A 17,597-nucleotide genomic window follows, 5' to 3' on the forward strand; every position below is an offset into this window, starting at 1 on the left:
TTTAAAATTTAAAAAAAAGGACAGGTGAATATAATATGAAAATTGTAGACGTTCTTTGTACTCCAGGATTTACTGGATTTTACTTTGATGACCAAAGAGCTATTAAGAAAGGTGCAGGACATGATGGCTTTACATACACAGGAGAGCCAGTTACAGAAGGATTTACTCAAATAAGACAAAAGGGAGAATCAATTTCTGTATTATTAGTTCTTGAAGATGGCCAAGTTGCACATGGTGATTGTGCTGCAGTTCAATACTCAGGAGCAGGCGGAAGAGATCCATTATTCCTAGCATCAGATTTCATACCTGTTATAGAAAAAGAAATAGCGCCAAAGTTAATCGGAAGAGAAATCACTAACTTTAAAGACATGGCTGGAGAATTCGATAAACTACAAGTAAATGGAAAGAGATTACACACTGCAATCAGATATGGTATAACTCAAGCTATACTTGATGCAGTAGCAAAAACTAGAAAAGTTACTATGGCAGAAGTTGTAAGAGATGAGTACAATCCAGGTGGAGAAATAGCTCCAGTACCAGTATTTACTCAATCTGGTGATGACAGATATGACAATGCAGATAAGATGATAATTAAAGAAGCAGACGTATTACCACACGCATTAATAAACAACGTTGAAGAAAAGTTAGGATTAAAAGGAGAAAAACTTCTTGCATATGTTGAATGGTTAAGAGACAGAATAATTAAACTAAGAGTTAAAGAAAACTATACTCCAATATTCCACATAGACGTATACGGAACAATAGGAGCAGCTTTTGATTGTGATATCAAAGCTATGGCAGATTATCTTCAAACATTAGAAAAGGCTGCAGCTCCATTTAAGTTAAGAATAGAAGGACCTATGGACGTTGAAGATAGACAAAAACAAATGGAAGCAATGAGAGACTTAAGAGCTGAATTAGATGGAAGAGGAATAAAAGTTGAATTAGTTGCCGATGAATGGTGTAATACTGTTGAAGATGTTAAATTCTTTACAGATAACAAAGCTGGACACATGGTTCAAATAAAGACTCCAGACTTAGGTGGAGTTAACAACGCAGCAGAAGCTATCATGTACTGTAAAGCAAATGGCATGGGAGCATACTGTGGAGGAACTTGTAACGAAACTAACAGATCAGCTGAAGTTACAACTAACATAGGTATTGCTTGCGGAGCTTCTCAAGTTCTTGCAAAACCAGGAATGGGTGTTGACGAAGGATACATGATCGTTAAAAACGAAATGAACAGAGTAATAGCACTTGCAGCAAGAAGAACAAACAAATAATAATTGACTAAAATAGGAAAGAGGCGGTTTAAGTTTAAACTGCCTTTTCCAATGTGAATAAAGTCATATTAAATGAAAGGAGGCATTTACTGATTTATTCAGTAAATAAATGCTTATGAAAGAGGTAAATGTTTCAGATATAACAAAGGCAATAAAAGAGCTAAGTATAGAAGCTAACTATAGATTACCAAAAGACGTTAAAGAAAAATTAGAAGAGTATAATAAAAAAGAAAATTGGGATATGGCTAAGGGAATACTAGAAAAAATATTGGTGAATGTAGATATATCCGATAAAGAAAATATGCCAGCATGTCAAGACACAGGAATGGCTTGTGTATTTGTTGAAATAGGTCAAGATGTTCATGTTGTAGGTGGAAATCTTGAAGATGCAATAAATGAAGGTGTAAGACAAGGGTATACTGAAGGATATTTAAGAAAATCCGTAGTTAATGACCCAATAGAAAGAGTAAATACTAAGGATAATACTCCAGCAGTTATATACTATGACATAGTTCCAGGAGACAAATTAAAAATAACTGTAGCTCCAAAAGGATTTGGTTCAGAAAATATGAGCCAACAAAAAATGTTAAAACCAGCAGATGGATTACAAGGTGTAAAAGACTTTATAATAAAGGTTGTAAAAGATGCAGGACCAAACCCATGTCCTCCAATAGTTGTAGGTGTTGGAATAGGTGGAACTTTTGATAGATCTGCAAACTTAGCTAAAAAAGCTTTAATGAGACCATTAGATGAAAGAAATAATAATCCTTTCTATGCTGATTTAGAAAAGGAATTATTAGAAACTATAAACTCATTAGGAATTGGACCTCAAGGTTTTGGTGGATTAACTACAGCACTAGCTGTTAATATAGAAACTTATGCTACTCATATAGCAGGACTTCCTGTAGCAGTAAATATTAACTGTCACGTAACAAGACATAAGAGCGTAGAATTTTAGGGGGGTACCAAATATGGAAAAGAAAATAACAACTCCATTAACAGCGGAGAAAGTTAAAGGCTTAAAAGCGGGGGATTCAGTTCTTATTTCTGGAGTTATATATACTTCAAGAGATGCTGGACATAAAAGATTAGTGGACTTATTAGATAAAGGTGAAGAACTTCCAGTAGATCTTAAGGATCAAATTATATACTATGTTGGGCCAACACCAGCAAAACCAGGTAATGCCATAGGTTCAGCAGGGCCAACAACTAGTTATAGAATGGATCCATATGCTCCAAGACTTCTAGATATAGGTTTAAAGGGAATGATCGGAAAAGGTTTAAGATCCCAAGAAGTTATAGATGCAATAAAAAGAAACACAGGAGTATATTTTGCAGCTATAGGTGGAGCAGCTGCTTTAATGGGAAAATCTGTGAAAAAAGCAGAAATAGTTTGTTATGAAGACCTAGGAGCAGAAGCATTAAGAAGACTGGAAGTAGAAGATTTACCAGTAGTTGTTGTTATAGATAGCGAAGGAAATAACTTATATGAAATAGGACAAAAGAATTATCTTGATAGTTTAAAGTAATACAGATTAGCAGAGAAAACTGAAGGGTAAAATCTTCAGTTTTCAATTGTTAATTTTAGAAAGGTAGGTTTATAAGATGAAAGTTAATAAAGTTGCAAAGGCTGGTACTTTGGAATCAAACGATATACTTGTAATGGTAATGCCAAGTGATAAACCAGGAATTGAAATAGAACTTGAAAGTATAGTTATGAAACAATTTGGAGATCAAATCCATAAAGTTTTATTAGAAAAAGCAGAAGAATTAGGATTAGATGGTGTTAAAATTCAAGCACAAGATAAAGGTGCTTTAAATTACACTATAGAAGCAAGACTTAAAACAGCTGTTAATAGAGCACAATAAGAATTTTATTAAAAAGTAAATTGAGGTGAGAGAATCCATGAAAAAGTTAAGAAGAACAATGCTATTTATGCCTGGAAATAACCCAGGTATGTTACAAAATGCACCTATACTTGGTGCTGATGCTGTAATATTAGACTTAGAAGATGCTGTTAGCTTAACAGAAAAAGATGCTGCAAGAGCATTAGTTTGTGGTGCTATAAAAAATTTAGATTATTCTCAAGTTGAATTAGTTGTAAGAATAAATCCATTAGATACTGAATTTGGACCAACTGACTTAGAAGAAATCGCAAGAGTTAAACCAGATACTATATTGGTTCCAAAAGCTACAAAGGAACAATTAGAGGATGCTGATAAAATAATCTCTAGAGTAGAAGAAGAAGAGGGATTCGAAAAAGGAAGCATAAGATTATTTGGACTTATAGAAACTGCATATAGTCTTGAAACAGTATATGATGTAGCTACTGCTTCAGATAGATTAGAAGGATTACTTCTAGGAGCAGAAGATTTAACATCAGATTTTGGAATTAAGAGAACAAAAGAAAGTGATGAAATCTACTATGCAAGATGTAGATTTTCAGCAGCTTGTAGAGCAGCTAAAATAGATGCTGTAGATACTCCATTTACTGATACAAATGACTATGAAGCTTTAGAATTAGATACAGAAAAAGCAAAAAATATAGCATTTACAGGAAAAGCTGCTATAAATCCAAGACAAATAGATACAATTCATTCAGTGTTTAATCCAACTGAAACAGAAATTAAACATGCAGTAAGAGTATTAGAAGCTAGAGATGAAGCTTTTGCAAAAGGACTTGGAGTATTCTCATTAGATGGTAAGATGGTAGACGCCCCAGTAATAAACAGGGCTACTACAACAGTAGAATTAGCAAAAACATTAGGAATAATAAGATAACCTTACCGTTTAAATTTTATGTAATATAAATAAAAAGTGAGGGATTAACATGAAAAATGTACTTGGTAGAGAAATACCAGATTTTATAGAAGGTTATGGAAAAGTAAAACCTTTTGAAGGCGCTTTTGAAAATTGTGGTATTGTAGAAAAAAAATCAGTAAGAGTAAAAAGTGTAATACCAGGTGAAGAAAAGGTTTTAAAAAGTGTTGAAGAAGCAATAGACAAAGTAGAACTAAAAGATGGAATGACTATATCTTTCCACCATCATTTAAGAAATGGTGACTATGTTTTAAACATGGTTATGGAAGCTATAGCTAAAAAAGGAATAAAGGATATAACTATAGCTGCAAGTTCAATATTCCCAATACATGAGCCCCTTGTAGATTATATGAAACAAGGTATAGTTACAGGAATATATGCAAACTATATGTCAGGACCAGTAGCAGAAGCTATATCAAAGGGATACTTAAAGAATCCAGCTGTAATGATGACACATGGTGGAAGACCAAGAGCTATAGAAAGTGGAGATTTACATATAGATGTAGCTTTCTTAGCAGCACCTACGGCAGATACTTATGGTAATGTAAATGGAACAGAAGGAAAATCTGCTTGTGGAGCATTAGGGTATTCAATTTCTGATACTGAATATGCAGATAAAGTTGTAGCAATAACTGACAATTTAGTACCATATCCAGCATCACCAATTGAAATAAGGCAAATATATGTTGACTATGTTGTAAATGTAGATTCAATCGGAGATCCAGCAGGTATAGTTTCAGGTACTACAAGAATAACAAAAGATCCAGTAGGATTAAAAATAGCTAAAATGGCTACAGAAGTTATAGAAGCTTCTGGATTAGTAAAAGATGGTATATCATTCCAAACAGGAGCAGGAGGAACTTCTTTAGCAGTAGCAGCTGAATTAAAAGAAGTAATGAAGAAAAAAGGTGTTGTTGGAAGTTTTGCTGCAGGTGGAGTAACAGGATATATCGTTGAAATGTTTGAAGAAGGACTATTCAAAAGCATATTTGACGTACAATGCTTTGATTTAAAAGCAGCAGAATCTTATAAGAAGAATTCAGCGCATATGCCAATGTCATCTTCAATGTATGGAAACCCACACAATAAGGGTGCAGTTGTAAATAACCTTGATATAATGATTCTTGGTGCAACTGAAATAGATACAGATTTTAACGTTAACGTTACAACAGGTTCTGATGGCGTAATAATGGGTGGTTCAGGTGGACACAGTGATACTGCTGCTGGTTCAAAGCTATCCATAATAGTTACAAATCTTGTAAAAGCTAGATTACCTATTATAAAAGATAGAGTAACTACTGTTACTACACCAGGTGAAAGTATAGATGTAATAGTTACTGAAAGAGGTATAGCTGTAAATCCAAGAAGAAAAGATTTAATAGAAAAATTAAAAGAAACAAATCTTCCAGTTATGACTATAGAAGAATTAAAAGAAGTAGCTGAAAAAATGACAGGAGCTCCAAAAGCAATAGAAACAACAGATGAAGTAGTTGCTGTCATTGAATATAGAGACGGAACAGTAATCGACGTAGTTAAAAAACCATTAGAATAAGCTAATAAAAATATGGACTGTATTTATACAGTCCATATTTTCATTAATAATGAAACTTACTTTATTGTTAAAGAATGATATAATATATAGTTGAAGATAATGAAAAGTAGGTGTTAAAAATGTATGATTTACATATAAAAACTATAAACGTAAAAAGAGAAGAAGAAAGAAAAAAAGTACATAAATTTTTAGAAGGATTTGATTTAAAGTTAGATAATGATGTAGACTATACTCTAATTATCGAACAAAATGGAGAAATAAAAGCAACTTGCTCTAAAGCTAAAAATGTATTTAAATGTTTTGCAGTATCTAAAGACCTTCAAGGGGAAAATGTTACATCCAAATTAATATCAGCATTAATAGATAAGTCTTTTGAAGAAGGGATTTTTCATAACTTTATTTTTACAAAACCAGATAAAGAAAAAATATTTTCATCATTAAACTTTAAAACATTGTATAAAACTGATCATGTGGTATTCTTAGAATATGGAATATACAATATAGAAAAAGCATTAGATAAAATTAGTAAAGAATATAATATAAATAATTCAGAAGAAAAAACAGCATTAGTAATGAATTGTAATCCATTTACTCTAGGACATAGATACCTTATAGAACATGCTTCAAAGAATTCTAAAGAGGTTATTGTATTTATAGTGGAGGAAGATAAATCATTATTTCCATTTAAAACTAGATATAATTTGGTAAAAGAAGGTACAAAAGATTTGAAAAATGTAAAAATAGTACCAGGAGGAGAGTATATAATCTCATCTGCCACTTTCCCTACATATTTTATAAGAGAAGAGGATATTTTAGTTAAAGCTCATGCAGAAATTGATGCAGGGATATTTGGTAAGTATTTTGGCGAAAAATTTAACATAAAGAAAAGATATGTAGGTGAAGAACCTTATTGTGAGGTAACAAACGCCTATAATCAAGTATTAAAAAGTACCTTACCTAAGTTTGGAATAGAATTAGAGGAAATAAAAAGAAAAGAGATACAAGGAGATTTTATAAGTGCTTCTAAAGTAAGAGGGTTAATCAGAGAAGGAAAATTGGATGAAATAATAAATTTAGTACCATCTGTAACTTGGGAATTTTTGAATAGTAATGATGGAAAGGAGATAGTGGAGAAAATCAAAAAAAGCGTTTCTCCCCATTAATATGAGAAATTATACAGCAATAGATATATTATCAGCAAGAGAAGAGAGAGTAGATTTTCAAAATACTCTTATTGAAAAATACAAATTACCTCTTTTATGTTTAAGAGTAAATTATCCAGGAGCAATAAAGAATAATGAAATTTCAAGGGGCATAAGTAATATACTAAAAAGAGAAATAGAAAACAAATTTCATACACAAATTGTATATAAATACTATAAATCAACAGCAGAAGGACCTATATTAATTTTAATTATAGATAATATTGCCGAGGAAATAAAAAAACATAGTATATATGTAGAAGAAAACCATCTTCTTGGCAGATGTGCTGATATAGACGTATATAATGTAGATGGAACAGGTATTAGCAGAACTTCTCTAGGATATAAGCCAAGAAAATGCTTTATATGCGAAGATATGGCACAAAATTGTGTAAGATCAAGAAGACATAGTATAGAAGAAGTTATAAATTATATAGAAGAGCAATATAGGAAATTTAATAATATAAATATCTAATATAGGGAGAATTAAAATGGAAAAATCTCATCAGGTATCAGATACAGCTTTTGATATAAGTAGTTTAGCTATTCAAGCCATGTTATATGAGGTGGCTTGCAATCCATCACCAGGATTAGTATCCGTAATTTCTACAGGTTCACATACTGATATGGATCATTATACTTTTATAGAGAGTACTTCTTCACTTATCAAATATCTAACCTTAAGTGTTCAACTAGGTTTTTCAGATGAAAGTGTAAAAGATATGCTTAAAAAAGGTAGGAAATTAGGAATAAAAGCAGAAAAGGATATGTTTAAAAAAACCAAGGGAATTAATACACATAAAGGTATGTTGTTTTTAATGGGAATATGTTGCATTGCCATAGGAAAAACCATACATAATAAAAAGCCATTTAGTGAAATAAGAAATGTAATAAAAGATATGTGTAGAGGATTAGTAGAAAAAGAATTAGAACCTTTAAATGAAATTGCAATTAAATATAAATCAGTAGATGAAATGGTACAAAGAGAAAATTTGTCTTATGGAGAAAAGTTATTTGTATTGTATGGAATGGAAGGAATAAGAGGAGAAGTAGAAAAAGGATTACCTATAGTCTTCGATTTCTCTTTAGATTTTTATAAAGAAGCTTCTGATTTAAATAAAAATGATAGATTAGTAAATACACTAATAGGAATAATGCAATATTCAGAGGACTCTAATGTATTACATAGACATTCTTTAAAAGAATTAAAAAAAATGCAACAAGATGCCAAAATAATAATAGCGGAAGGCGGAATGAGAACTCTTAGAGGAAAACAAAAAATAATTCACATGGAAGAAGAGTTTGTAAAGAAGGGTATAAGTCCAGGAGGAAGTGCAGACCTTTTAGCTATAACAGTATTTTTAAGTTTAGTGGAAGAATATATAAATGAAATAAATAATTAAAAAAAGTATATGAATTAAAAGTATTCATATACTTTTTTAAAAATAATTTTCTATAAAATAGAAAAAAGTGAGAATAAATTGTATAATTTATATAGCTCACAAATTACATTAAAAAAGGAAGATATGTTATGAAAAGTTCAAAAAAACTATATTTAAAAGCTCTTAATGAATATAATAAGGGATATATAGATAGGGCTTTGCAGTCATGCGAAGAGAGTATATCTATAAATATGAATAATTCTGCAGCTATAAATTTAAAGGGGCTTTTACTTTACTTAAAAGGAGATCTTAAAGGTGCAAAAGCTTTATGGCAAATGAATATTCATGTAAATAAAGATAGTGTATCTAAAAAATATTTACAAGATAGCTCAGAAGATAATATTAGAAATAATCTATTTGAAAGTGCATTAGAATTAATAAAAGAAGGAAAAATAAATAACGCTATAACTACACTAAATAAATGCAGAGAAAGTGATTTTAATTATATAGATGTAAATAATTATCTTTCTATATGTTACATAAGTAAAGAAGAATACTCAAAAGCTAAAATACATATAGATAAAGTATTAGGACTAGATAAGAAAAATAAATTAGCTATACAAAATAATAAGAAATTATACTCATTAGGAAAAATAAAAAATCCAAATAATAAAAAATTAATAATATCATTAGTTTCTGGTATTTGTGTAATATCATTAATAGTTATATCAATAGGTACAATAAAAAATAAAGGGTTTTTTAAGAAAGCTAAATCTACTAGTGTTAATTTAAACAAAGAAAATAATAAGAAAGATATTGTGGAAAAGAAAAAAACAAAAGAAGATAAGAATTTAAATAATATAAATAAGGTAAATGAAAATAAAGATAATAAACTAAAAGATAATGAACTAAAAGATTATATATCAAAAAAAGATTATGAAAAGATATATATTGAATTAAATAAGGTTGATGTGAATAAAATTAGTATAAATGAAAAGTTTTTATATAATCAAGGAAAAGAATTACTAGAAAAGGAAGGGGTAGAATATTTCTATAATAAGGGTATAAGTTATTTAGAAAAAAAAGAGTATAAAAAGTCCAATGAATATCTAATAAAATCCTATAACTTTGGAAAGAAAACTTGGGTATATCCTCATAATATATATATGCTTGGTTTATGTAATGAAGGACTGGGAAATATAGAAGAAGCTATAAAGTATTATGAGATATATGATAATAATTTTAAAAATAATAGTTATAGTGATGCAGTATTGTATAATCTATCTATATTGTATAAGAATATAGATATAAACAATAGTAAAATCTATGGTAAAAAACTTATAGATAATTATCCTAATTCTATATATAATAACTCAAATATAAGAAATATACTTAATAAGTAATGATTATTATTAAAAGTATTGACTAACTTTATAATATAATATAAAATAAATATAAGAGATACCCATATAGGGTATAAAATTTGGAGGGATATATATGATAAAAGAAATAAATGATTCAGTTTTTAATTCAGAGGTTTTGAATTCCGATAAAGTAACAGTTGTAGACTTTTGGGCACCATGGTGTGGCCCTTGTAGAATGCTTGGACCAGTAATTGAAGAATTATCTCAAGAGATGTCAGAGCAAGTTAAGTTTGTAAAAGTAAATGTTGATGAAAATCCAATGTCAGCAACTGAATATAAAGTAGCAAGTATACCAACAGTAGCTGTATTTAAAGATGGTAAAATCCAAGAAACATTAGTAGGTTTTAGACCAAAGCAAGCTATGCAATCTTCAATAGAAAAACACATATAAGGTAATGGATAGGATAAGTTAACACTTAGGTGTTAACTTATTATTTATTAAAAATAAAGGGGTGAGCTTATGACAATAAGATATGATATAGCAGTAATAGGAAGTGGACCAGCAGGTCTTTCAGCAGCTATAAATGCAAAAATAAGAAATAAGAATATAATAGTCTTTGGTAACAAGGACTTAAGCAACAAAGTAGCGAAGGCACCACTAGTAAATAATTATCTTGGATTACCAAATATTAAGGGAAAAGATCTAAAAGAAACTTTTCAAAATCATATAGATAAAATGGGAATACAAATAACATATGAAAGAGTTAATGCTGTATATGCTATGGGAGAGTATTTTTCTTTAATGGTAAATGATAAGATGTATGAATCAACAAGTCTAATAATGGCAACAGGAATAGAATATACAAAGCCTTTAAAAGGTGAAGAAGAATTTTTAGGTAGAGGTGTAGGTTATTGTGCAACATGTGATGCACCTTTATATAAAAATAAAAATGTTATAATAATAGGTCATAATAAAGAAGCAGAAGATGAGGCAAATTTTGTAAGTGAATTAACATCAAAAACTTACTATGTTCCAATGTATAAAGGAAATTATTCATTAAATAATAATATTGAAGTAATAAAAGATAGACCTTTAGAAGTTAAAGGGCAAGATAGAGTAGAGAAGTTAGTATTCAAAAATGGGGAATTGAATACAGATGGAATATTTGTATTAAAAGATAGTATTTCACCTGGTCAATTAGTTCCAGGGTTAGAAATAGAAGACGGACACATAAAGGTAGATAGAAATATGAAGACTAATATAGAGGGATGTTTTGCAGCAGGAGATTGTATAGGCAAACCTTATCAATATATAAAAGCTGCTGGAGAAGGACAAGTAGCGGCATTAAATGCTGTATCCTATTTAGATAGTATCAAAAATAAGTAAAAAAATGTCTCACTAATTAGTGAGACATTTTTGCTATTCTACTACAAAGAATACATGATTACCTATGGTTTTTATATTAGTTTTATCAATGCCTAACATCCAATTACATGTAGATATTTTAGGATTATAAAAGAATAAAGCATTATTTGTAGGATCATAGCCTTTTAAAGCATCTAAAACTGCGTTATAGCAACTTTCATCTGGATTCCCATGTATTTGATTATTAATCACACAAGAGAAGGCGGAAGGTTGAAATATAACTTCTCTTATAGATTTAGGAAACCCTGATGCGTAGGATCTGTTTAATATTACAGAAGCTACTGCTACTTTACCCTCATAGGGTTCGCCACGACTTTCAGCAAAGACCACTTTAGCCATTAGATCAATATCTTTACTATTTATACAAATGTTGCCTTTTGAACTATTAAATATCTGAACAAGTTTCTCTTCTTCTTTAAACAAAGTGGTATTAATATGATTTATTGAAGAAGCCTTAACATTGGACGAAAGAATTAAAAATATAAAATTAAAAACTATAAATGAAATAATTTTTTTTCTCAAGTTATTCACTCCTTTTACCAACGGGGTTAGCTGACGGGTTCGGTAAAGGCTAACCTACACAAAATAAATGTGATTCACCCCAATTAATGGTTCCCCCGCGTTTTAAACTTAGGCTTATGTTATTATTAACTTTATTTATGAAATTATACATTCAATAAAACATTCATTATTTTACTGTATCTTTTAAATTAGAGTAATATTTTATAAAGTCATTATAAGTATCATTCATGATCTTGTAATTTAGATCTGATTGTGAATACAGTTTTGAAACTGTAGACTTAGGTGAAATAGCACTTTTGCTTATATCTTCTTCAAAACTATGAATATAAGATATATAATCATCTAAAGCTTTTGATAATAAGATATAGCAATCTATTCCATCAGAGGGTACAGAAATTTTAGATACATCTATTTTTAGATCTTGTAATTCTTTTTTATTTGTTGAAATCTCATTTAAAAGTTCATTTATGTCAATAGTCCCATTTTCAATTTTACCCTTATAGTAAGAAAAATCTTTTCTTACTTCTAAAAAAGAAGATAAAACATAATCGATACTATAAAAATAATCCTTATACTGACTCATTTTTATATCTCTATCCTTTTGCAAATTAGCTAGTTCTTCAATATATGCAGTAGAGAGATTTAGATAACCTAAAAAATCTTTATTTAAATTTATTTTTAATCTACGATTGTTATTATTAAACAATTCATAAAACTTTATACTATGCTCTTTATATTTCTTAAAAGAAGAAAAGGCTTTATTAACATCTTGACTTTCTGGACTATTTAATATAGCTAAAAGTTGCTCATATGTATATATATTATTAGTAACAGCTTTAATAAGATTATTATGCATATCCTTATACTTTTCATTACATTTATATTTTTCAAGATTGACTTTTGTGGATAATAAGGTTTTTACATCATTAGGTAAGTGATCTCTACACTTTGATGCATTAAATTTACCGCTAATGGTGTAAGAAGAAACTTTTTTATTAATTTTGTTTATATTATTTACATCTGTATGTATAGATTTGTTATATTGTATTATTTCACTATTTTTATTAAAGTAAATTAAAGTAAATATGGGTATAGAAATAGAGAATATTAAAAGTATAGATAAGGTTATATTCCTAATATTTTTATTAAATTTCATAATATCCCTCCTCACATTATAGATATTCCTAAAATAGCAGTAAAATTACTATATAAAAAATTAAGTTTCATAAAAAATTAAGATTTAAATATTTTTTAAATATTTTTATATAGTGTATAATTAGATATATATGCTGTGTATAATCATAGTAGGGGGGGAAGCTATGGAAATAATGGAAATGTTAGATACAGTGATAAATTCAATAAAGAATATGAATATATCATCTGTTTTAGATATATTAGCCGTTTCTTATATTTTTTATAAAGGTTATATGCTCATAAAAGAGACTAGAGCAGAACAACTTTTAAAAGGAATCATATTTTTAATAATACTTATTCCAATTAGTAAATTATTAAACTTAGAAGTTTTATCTTGGATATTAAGTAATACAATAACTATAGGAGTTCTTTCTTTTATTATAATATTCCAACCTGAAATAAGAAGAGCATTAGAACATATAGGAAGAAGTGCTTTTAATGAAAGGCATTTATCAGAAGATGAACATACAATGGAAAAAATAATAAATGAAATAATTACTGCTGTAGATAATCTATCAAAAACCAAAACAGGAGCACTTATAGTAATAGAAAGAATAACAAGACTTGGCGAAACTATAAGTACAGGTATTAAATTAGATGCTATAGTTTCAGCTCAATTGCTTGAAAATATATTTGTAATAAATACTCCCCTGCATGATGGAGCTACAATAATAAGAAATGATAGAATAATTTCTGCGGGATGTTTTCTACCATTAACAGCTAATAAGAATGTAGATAAAGCTTTAGGTACTAGACATAGATCGGCTATAGGAATTTCAGAGAATTCTGATGCTATAATTATTGTTGTATCTGAAGAAACAGGTACTATTTCCTTAGCTGTAAATGGAAGTCTTACTAGAAATTATAATAAAGATAAACTAAGAGATATATTGTTTAGAATTATGACAAAGGATAATAGTAGAAAAATTAATTTTAGAGAGCAGGTGGCGGAATGGATGAAAAAAACAAGAGACAACAAATAATAATAAAAATATGTTGTCTCATTGCTGCTTTTAGCTCATGGTTATATATAACCAGTGTATTAAATCCAATAAAAACCTACAAAAAAGGCATACCAGTTATTATAGAAAATGAGGATGTGTTAAAAAGGTCCAACTTAGTGTTGGTATCAGATAAAGATTTGCATGTAAATCTTTTATTAAAAGGACCTATAAATGATATATATTCAGTAAAAGAAAGTCAATTTAAATTAGTATTAGATCTTCAATCTTATATTTTAAAAAAAGGTGAAAATAATGTTCCCGTAAAATTAGAAAAGGTTCCTAAAAATATAAAAGTAATTAATGAAGAAAATCTTTGGGTAAAAATAGTGGTAGATGAGTTAATAGATAAAAATATACCATTAAGTGTTAAAACTAAAGGAAAAATAGGAGAAGGGTATTATGCTCTACCCTACAGTTCAAACATAAAACAGGTTGCTATAAGGGGAGCTAGTCAGCATATGATGTCAATTGCAAAAGTAGAAGCAGAAGTTGATTTAAATAATGCTAAAAAAGATATAGATGTATCTGCTCCAATAAAAGCTTTTGATGCAAATGGAAATGAAGTAAAATCTGCTTTATTAGATCCAGGTATGGCAAGAATAAAAATACCTGTAAAAAAGATAAATACAGTTGGTATTAATGTTAAATTTGAACCAGATCCTAATAGAGAGATAAAAGAAATAAAAAGCATACCAGATAAAGTACAAATTATTGGAGATGAAGATGCAATAAATAGCATAAACAGTATAGATACAGAGACTATAAATATAAATAATTTGAATAATGGAGATGAGGTTGAGGCAAAATTAATACTACCTAAAAATACTTCTCTAATAAAAGACCAAAGTACTTCTATTAAGGTGAAAGTATATTTTAATGGAGAAGAGGGGAATAATGAAAAAAATAAGCAAATTTCTATTCCTATTAAACCTATAAACTTTGATGGTAATAATTATAATATAAAATTAGAGCAGGATAAAGTAATATTAAATTTATCAGGAGATGTAGATAACTTAAATTTAGATAATATAAAATGCTATGTGGATTTAGCTTCATTAAAAGAAGGAGAACATAGTGTACCTATAAAAATAGAGTTACCTAATGGAGTGAATTTAGTTAGTAAATCTCAAGAAAATGTTAAAGTTGAAATAAAGGCTATTGAAATATTGGAGGGAGAAAATGCCAATCAGAATAAATAATATAACATTAGATATTAACGAAGATATATCTATGGTGAAAGAAAAAGCATGTAAAAAAAGTAGAATTCCAGTAAAAGATATGAAAGACTTTAAAATATTAAGAGAGTCTGTAGATGCAAGAAAGAAAGATGTCATAAAATTTAATTATACAGTAGAATTCAGTTGTAGTAATGAAGAAAATATAATAAAAAAGACTAAAGATAAAGATGTAAAACTAGAAAAATGTACAGTTAAAAAAGAAATAGTACATGGAGACAAAGTATTAAATCATAGACCAATAATAATAGGAATGGGACCAGCTGGACTATTTGCTGGTCTTATACTTGCTAAAAATGGATATAATCCAATAATAATAGAAAGAGGAGAAGAAGTAGGACGTAGAACTTTATCTGTAAATAATTTTTGGGAAAAAGGTAATTTAAACTTAAATTCCAATGTGCAATTTGGAGAAGGTGGAGCGGGAACTTTTTCAGATGGTAAATTAACCACTAGAATAAAGGATTCATGGTGTGATTTTATATTAAAAGAGTTTGTAGAAAAAGGAGCACCGGAAGAAATAGCTTATTCTGGAAAACCACATATAGGAACAGACGTGTTAAAGACAGTAGTTAAAAATATAAGAAAAGAAATAATAGAATTAGGTGGAGAAGTACATTTCAATAGTAAATTAGAGAATATAATAATTAAGGATAATAAATTAAAAGCTGTAATAGTAAATGGAGAAGAAATACCTTGTGAAGTGCTTGTTTTAAGTATAGGACATAGTGCTAGAGATACTTATGAAATGCTTCTTAAAACAGGGGTTAGCATTGAAAGCAAAGCTTTTGCTATGGGTGTTAGAATAGAACATTCTCAAACATTGATAAATGAAAGACAATATGGAAAGTTTGCAGATCATCCAAGACTAAAAGCAGCAGACTATAGACTTGTACATAACGGAAAGGATAATAGGGGTATATATAGTTTTTGTATGTGCCCAGGAGGATATGTTGTTGCTGCAGCTTCAGAGGAAGGCAGAGTAGTTACAAATGGTATGAGTTATCATGATAGAGCTGGTAAAAATGCAAATTCAGCTATAGTTGTTTCCGTTACACCTAAGGATTTTGCAAGTGATAATCCTTTAGCAGGTATGGAATTACAAAGACATTATGAAGGATTAGCTTATAAACTAGGGGGAGAAAACTATTATGCACCTATTCAATTAGCTGAAGACTTTTTAAAAGGCAAGAAAACTGTAAAATTAAGAAATATAGAACCTACTTATAAGCCAGGGTATAGATTGGAAGATTTAACAAAATGCTTACCTTCTGTAGTAGTTGATGGGCTTATGGAGGGTTTATGTAATTTTGATAACAAGATAAAAGGATTTGTAAGTAGTGGAGCTGTACTTACAGGCATAGAAACTAGAACTTCTGCTCCTATAAGAATATTAAGAAATAAAGAATTACAAAGTGAATCTACAAAGGGAATATATCCTACAGGTGAGGGAGCAGGATATGCAGGCGGAATAATGTCAGCAGCTGTAGATGGACTAAGAGTAGGAGAAAAAATAATAGAAAAGTTTAAACCCTTAGGATTATAGAAAGTGTACGAGTGTGTTTTAATTTTCTGAAAAATAGCATTTTAGTAAAATATTTGTTAGAATATAGAATAGAAATGTTATTTTTTAAACATATTAGTTAAAAAGATATCAAAGTTTTTTAAAAAAATGAAGAGGTGATAGTATGATTAAAAATTTTAATGAAATACTACAAAAAGTTCAACAGCAAAGTACTAAAAAGGTAGCGGTAGCTGTAGCACAGGACAAACCTGTATTAGAAGCAATAAGAGATGCTAAAAATAATAAAATAGCAGATGCTATATTAGTTGGAAACGAAGAAGAAATAAAATCTATAGCTAAAGAAATAAACATGAACATAGAAGATTTTGAAATAATTCACGAACCAGATATGAAAAAAGCAGCCCTAAAGGCAGCGGAACTAGTTTCAACAGGTAAAGCAGACATGCTTATGAAAGGATTAGTTGATACAGCTAATTTCCTAAGAGCAGTTTTACATAAGGAAGTAGGTTTAAGAACTGGAAAATTAATGTCTCACGTAGCTGTATTTGAAACAGATAAATTTGATAGGCTTTTAATATTAACAGATGTAGCATTCAATATGTATCCTGATTTAAAAGAAAAGGCTCAAATGATAGAAAATGCAGCAGCAGTGGCACATTCAATGGGAAATGAATGTCCAAAGGTTGCAGCAGTATGTGCAGTAGAAGTTGTAAATCCAAATATGCCAGAAACTATAGATGCTTCACTTTTAGCAAAAATGAGCGACAGAGGTCAAATAAAAGGTTGTATAGTTGACGGACCATTTGCAATAGATAATGCATTATCTGAGGAAGCTGCAAAACATAAAAAAGTTACAGGGCCGGTTGCAGGAAAGGCAGATATATTAGTACTTCCAGATATACAAGCAGGAAACATTATGTATAAAACATTAACATATACTACAGATGCTAAAAATGGATGTTTATTAGTTGGAACATCAGCACCAGTAGTATTAACTTCAAGAAACGATAGTCATGAAACAAAGATGTATTCAATTGCGTTAGCTGCATTAGTTGCAGAAAATATGAAATAAAATTAAAGGGAGGAA

The 17,597-nt window shown here is 29.2% G+C and carries 18 protein-coding genes and 1 riboswitch; of the genes, 16 read left to right on the top strand and 2 right to left on the bottom strand.

What is annotated here, in order from left to right:
- Positions 1 to 35 precede the first annotated feature (35 nt).
- The 12 genes from B5D21_RS04920 to B5D21_RS04975 all read left to right on the top strand — a co-directional run bounded on the left by B5D21_RS04920 (position 36) and on the right by B5D21_RS04975 (position 10,991).
- On the top strand, positions 36 to 1,283 hold the full coding sequence (locus B5D21_RS04920) for a methylaspartate ammonia-lyase (protein WP_011100683.1): 1,248 nt from the start codon (positions 36 to 38) through the stop codon (positions 1,281 to 1,283).
- A gap of 115 nt (positions 1,284 to 1,398) precedes the next feature.
- Positions 1,399 to 2,241: a fumarate hydratase gene (locus B5D21_RS04925; RefSeq protein ID WP_035111762.1), complete on the top strand. Its 843-nt coding sequence runs from the start codon at positions 1,399 to 1,401 to the stop codon at positions 2,239 to 2,241.
- Between the two features lie 13 nt (positions 2,242 to 2,254).
- Complete coding sequence (locus B5D21_RS04930; protein ID WP_011100681.1) at positions 2,255 to 2,812, top strand: Fe-S-containing hydro-lyase; 558 nt, start codon at positions 2,255 to 2,257, stop codon at positions 2,810 to 2,812.
- A 76-nt stretch (positions 2,813 to 2,888) separates the two neighbouring features.
- On the top strand, positions 2,889 to 3,152 hold the full coding sequence (gene citD / locus B5D21_RS04935; protein ID WP_035111535.1) for a citrate lyase acyl carrier protein: 264 nt from the start codon (positions 2,889 to 2,891) through the stop codon (positions 3,150 to 3,152).
- A gap of 37 nt (positions 3,153 to 3,189) precedes the next feature.
- A complete protein-coding gene (locus B5D21_RS04940; protein WP_035111536.1) occupies positions 3,190 to 4,065 on the top strand; it encodes an HpcH/HpaI aldolase/citrate lyase family protein in 876 nt (291 codons plus the stop codon).
- Between the two features lie 49 nt (positions 4,066 to 4,114).
- Positions 4,115 to 5,656: a citrate lyase subunit alpha gene (gene citF / locus B5D21_RS04945; protein WP_011100679.1), complete on the top strand. Its 1,542-nt coding sequence runs from the start codon at positions 4,115 to 4,117 to the stop codon at positions 5,654 to 5,656.
- A gap of 119 nt (positions 5,657 to 5,775) precedes the next feature.
- Positions 5,776 to 6,819: a [citrate (pro-3S)-lyase] ligase gene (gene citC, locus B5D21_RS04950; RefSeq protein ID WP_035111538.1), complete on the top strand. Its 1,044-nt coding sequence runs from the start codon at positions 5,776 to 5,778 to the stop codon at positions 6,817 to 6,819.
- 1 nt (position 6,820) lies between these two features.
- Positions 6,821 to 7,333, top strand: coding sequence for a citrate lyase holo-[acyl-carrier protein] synthase (citX, locus tag B5D21_RS04955; RefSeq protein WP_011100677.1), 513 nt, complete (start codon positions 6,821 to 6,823; stop codon positions 7,331 to 7,333).
- Positions 7,334 to 7,349: 16 nt separating this feature from the next.
- On the top strand, positions 7,350 to 8,261 hold the full coding sequence (gene citG, locus B5D21_RS04960; protein WP_011100676.1) for a triphosphoribosyl-dephospho-CoA synthase CitG: 912 nt from the start codon (positions 7,350 to 7,352) through the stop codon (positions 8,259 to 8,261).
- A 128-nt stretch (positions 8,262 to 8,389) separates the two neighbouring features.
- Complete coding sequence (locus tag B5D21_RS04965; protein WP_011100675.1) at positions 8,390 to 9,643, top strand: tetratricopeptide repeat protein; 1,254 nt, start codon at positions 8,390 to 8,392, stop codon at positions 9,641 to 9,643.
- A 94-nt stretch (positions 9,644 to 9,737) separates the two neighbouring features.
- Positions 9,738 to 10,055 (top strand): thioredoxin, encoded by a 318-nt coding sequence (trxA, locus tag B5D21_RS04970; protein ID WP_011100674.1) that lies wholly within the window; start codon positions 9,738 to 9,740, stop codon positions 10,053 to 10,055.
- A gap of 69 nt (positions 10,056 to 10,124) precedes the next feature.
- The gene (locus tag B5D21_RS04975; RefSeq protein WP_011100673.1) at positions 10,125 to 10,991 is read left to right on the top strand and encodes an NAD(P)/FAD-dependent oxidoreductase; all 867 of its coding nucleotides are present in this window, start codon (positions 10,125 to 10,127) and stop codon (positions 10,989 to 10,991) included.
- Positions 10,992 to 11,024: 33 nt separating this feature from the next.
- On the opposite strand, the gene B5D21_RS04980 is transcribed toward B5D21_RS04975, so the two are convergent.
- Together B5D21_RS04980 and B5D21_RS04985 are read right to left on the bottom strand one after the other, a co-directional pair.
- Entirely contained in the window at positions 11,025 to 11,552 is a 528-nt protein-coding gene (locus tag B5D21_RS04980; protein ID WP_035111545.1) for a cell wall hydrolase, read from the bottom strand.
- Between the two features lies 1 nt (position 11,553).
- Positions 11,554 to 11,677, bottom strand: a riboswitch (cyclic di-AMP (ydaO/yuaA leader).
- 41 nt (positions 11,678 to 11,718) lie between these two features.
- Complete coding sequence (locus B5D21_RS04985) at positions 11,719 to 12,708, bottom strand: hypothetical protein (RefSeq protein ID WP_035124820.1); 990 nt, start codon at positions 12,706 to 12,708, stop codon at positions 11,719 to 11,721.
- Between the two features lie 172 nt (positions 12,709 to 12,880).
- Here B5D21_RS04985 and cdaA point away from each other — a divergent pair, with 172 nt between their 5' ends.
- From cdaA to ptb, 4 genes are all read left to right on the top strand, one after another.
- Positions 12,881 to 13,729 (top strand): diadenylate cyclase CdaA, encoded by an 849-nt coding sequence (gene cdaA, locus B5D21_RS04990; RefSeq protein ID WP_035111765.1) that lies wholly within the window; start codon positions 12,881 to 12,883, stop codon positions 13,727 to 13,729.
- Entirely contained in the window at positions 13,699 to 14,949 is a 1,251-nt protein-coding gene (locus B5D21_RS04995) for a CdaR family protein (RefSeq protein ID WP_011100669.1), read from the top strand. Before cdaA ends, B5D21_RS04995 begins: the two co-directional genes overlap by 31 nt.
- The gene (locus tag B5D21_RS05000) at positions 14,930 to 16,531 is read left to right on the top strand and encodes an NAD(P)/FAD-dependent oxidoreductase (RefSeq protein WP_035124818.1); all 1,602 of its coding nucleotides are present in this window, start codon (positions 14,930 to 14,932) and stop codon (positions 16,529 to 16,531) included. Before B5D21_RS04995 ends, B5D21_RS05000 begins: the two co-directional genes overlap by 20 nt.
- A gap of 142 nt (positions 16,532 to 16,673) precedes the next feature.
- A complete protein-coding gene (gene ptb, locus B5D21_RS05005) occupies positions 16,674 to 17,582 on the top strand; it encodes a phosphate butyryltransferase (RefSeq protein ID WP_011100667.1) in 909 nt (302 codons plus the stop codon).
- Positions 17,583 to 17,597 lie beyond the last annotated feature (15 nt).

Source organism: Clostridium tetani, assembly GCF_900167265.1.
GTDB classification, from domain to species: domain Bacteria; phylum Bacillota; class Clostridia; order Clostridiales; family Clostridiaceae; genus Clostridium_G; species Clostridium_G tetani.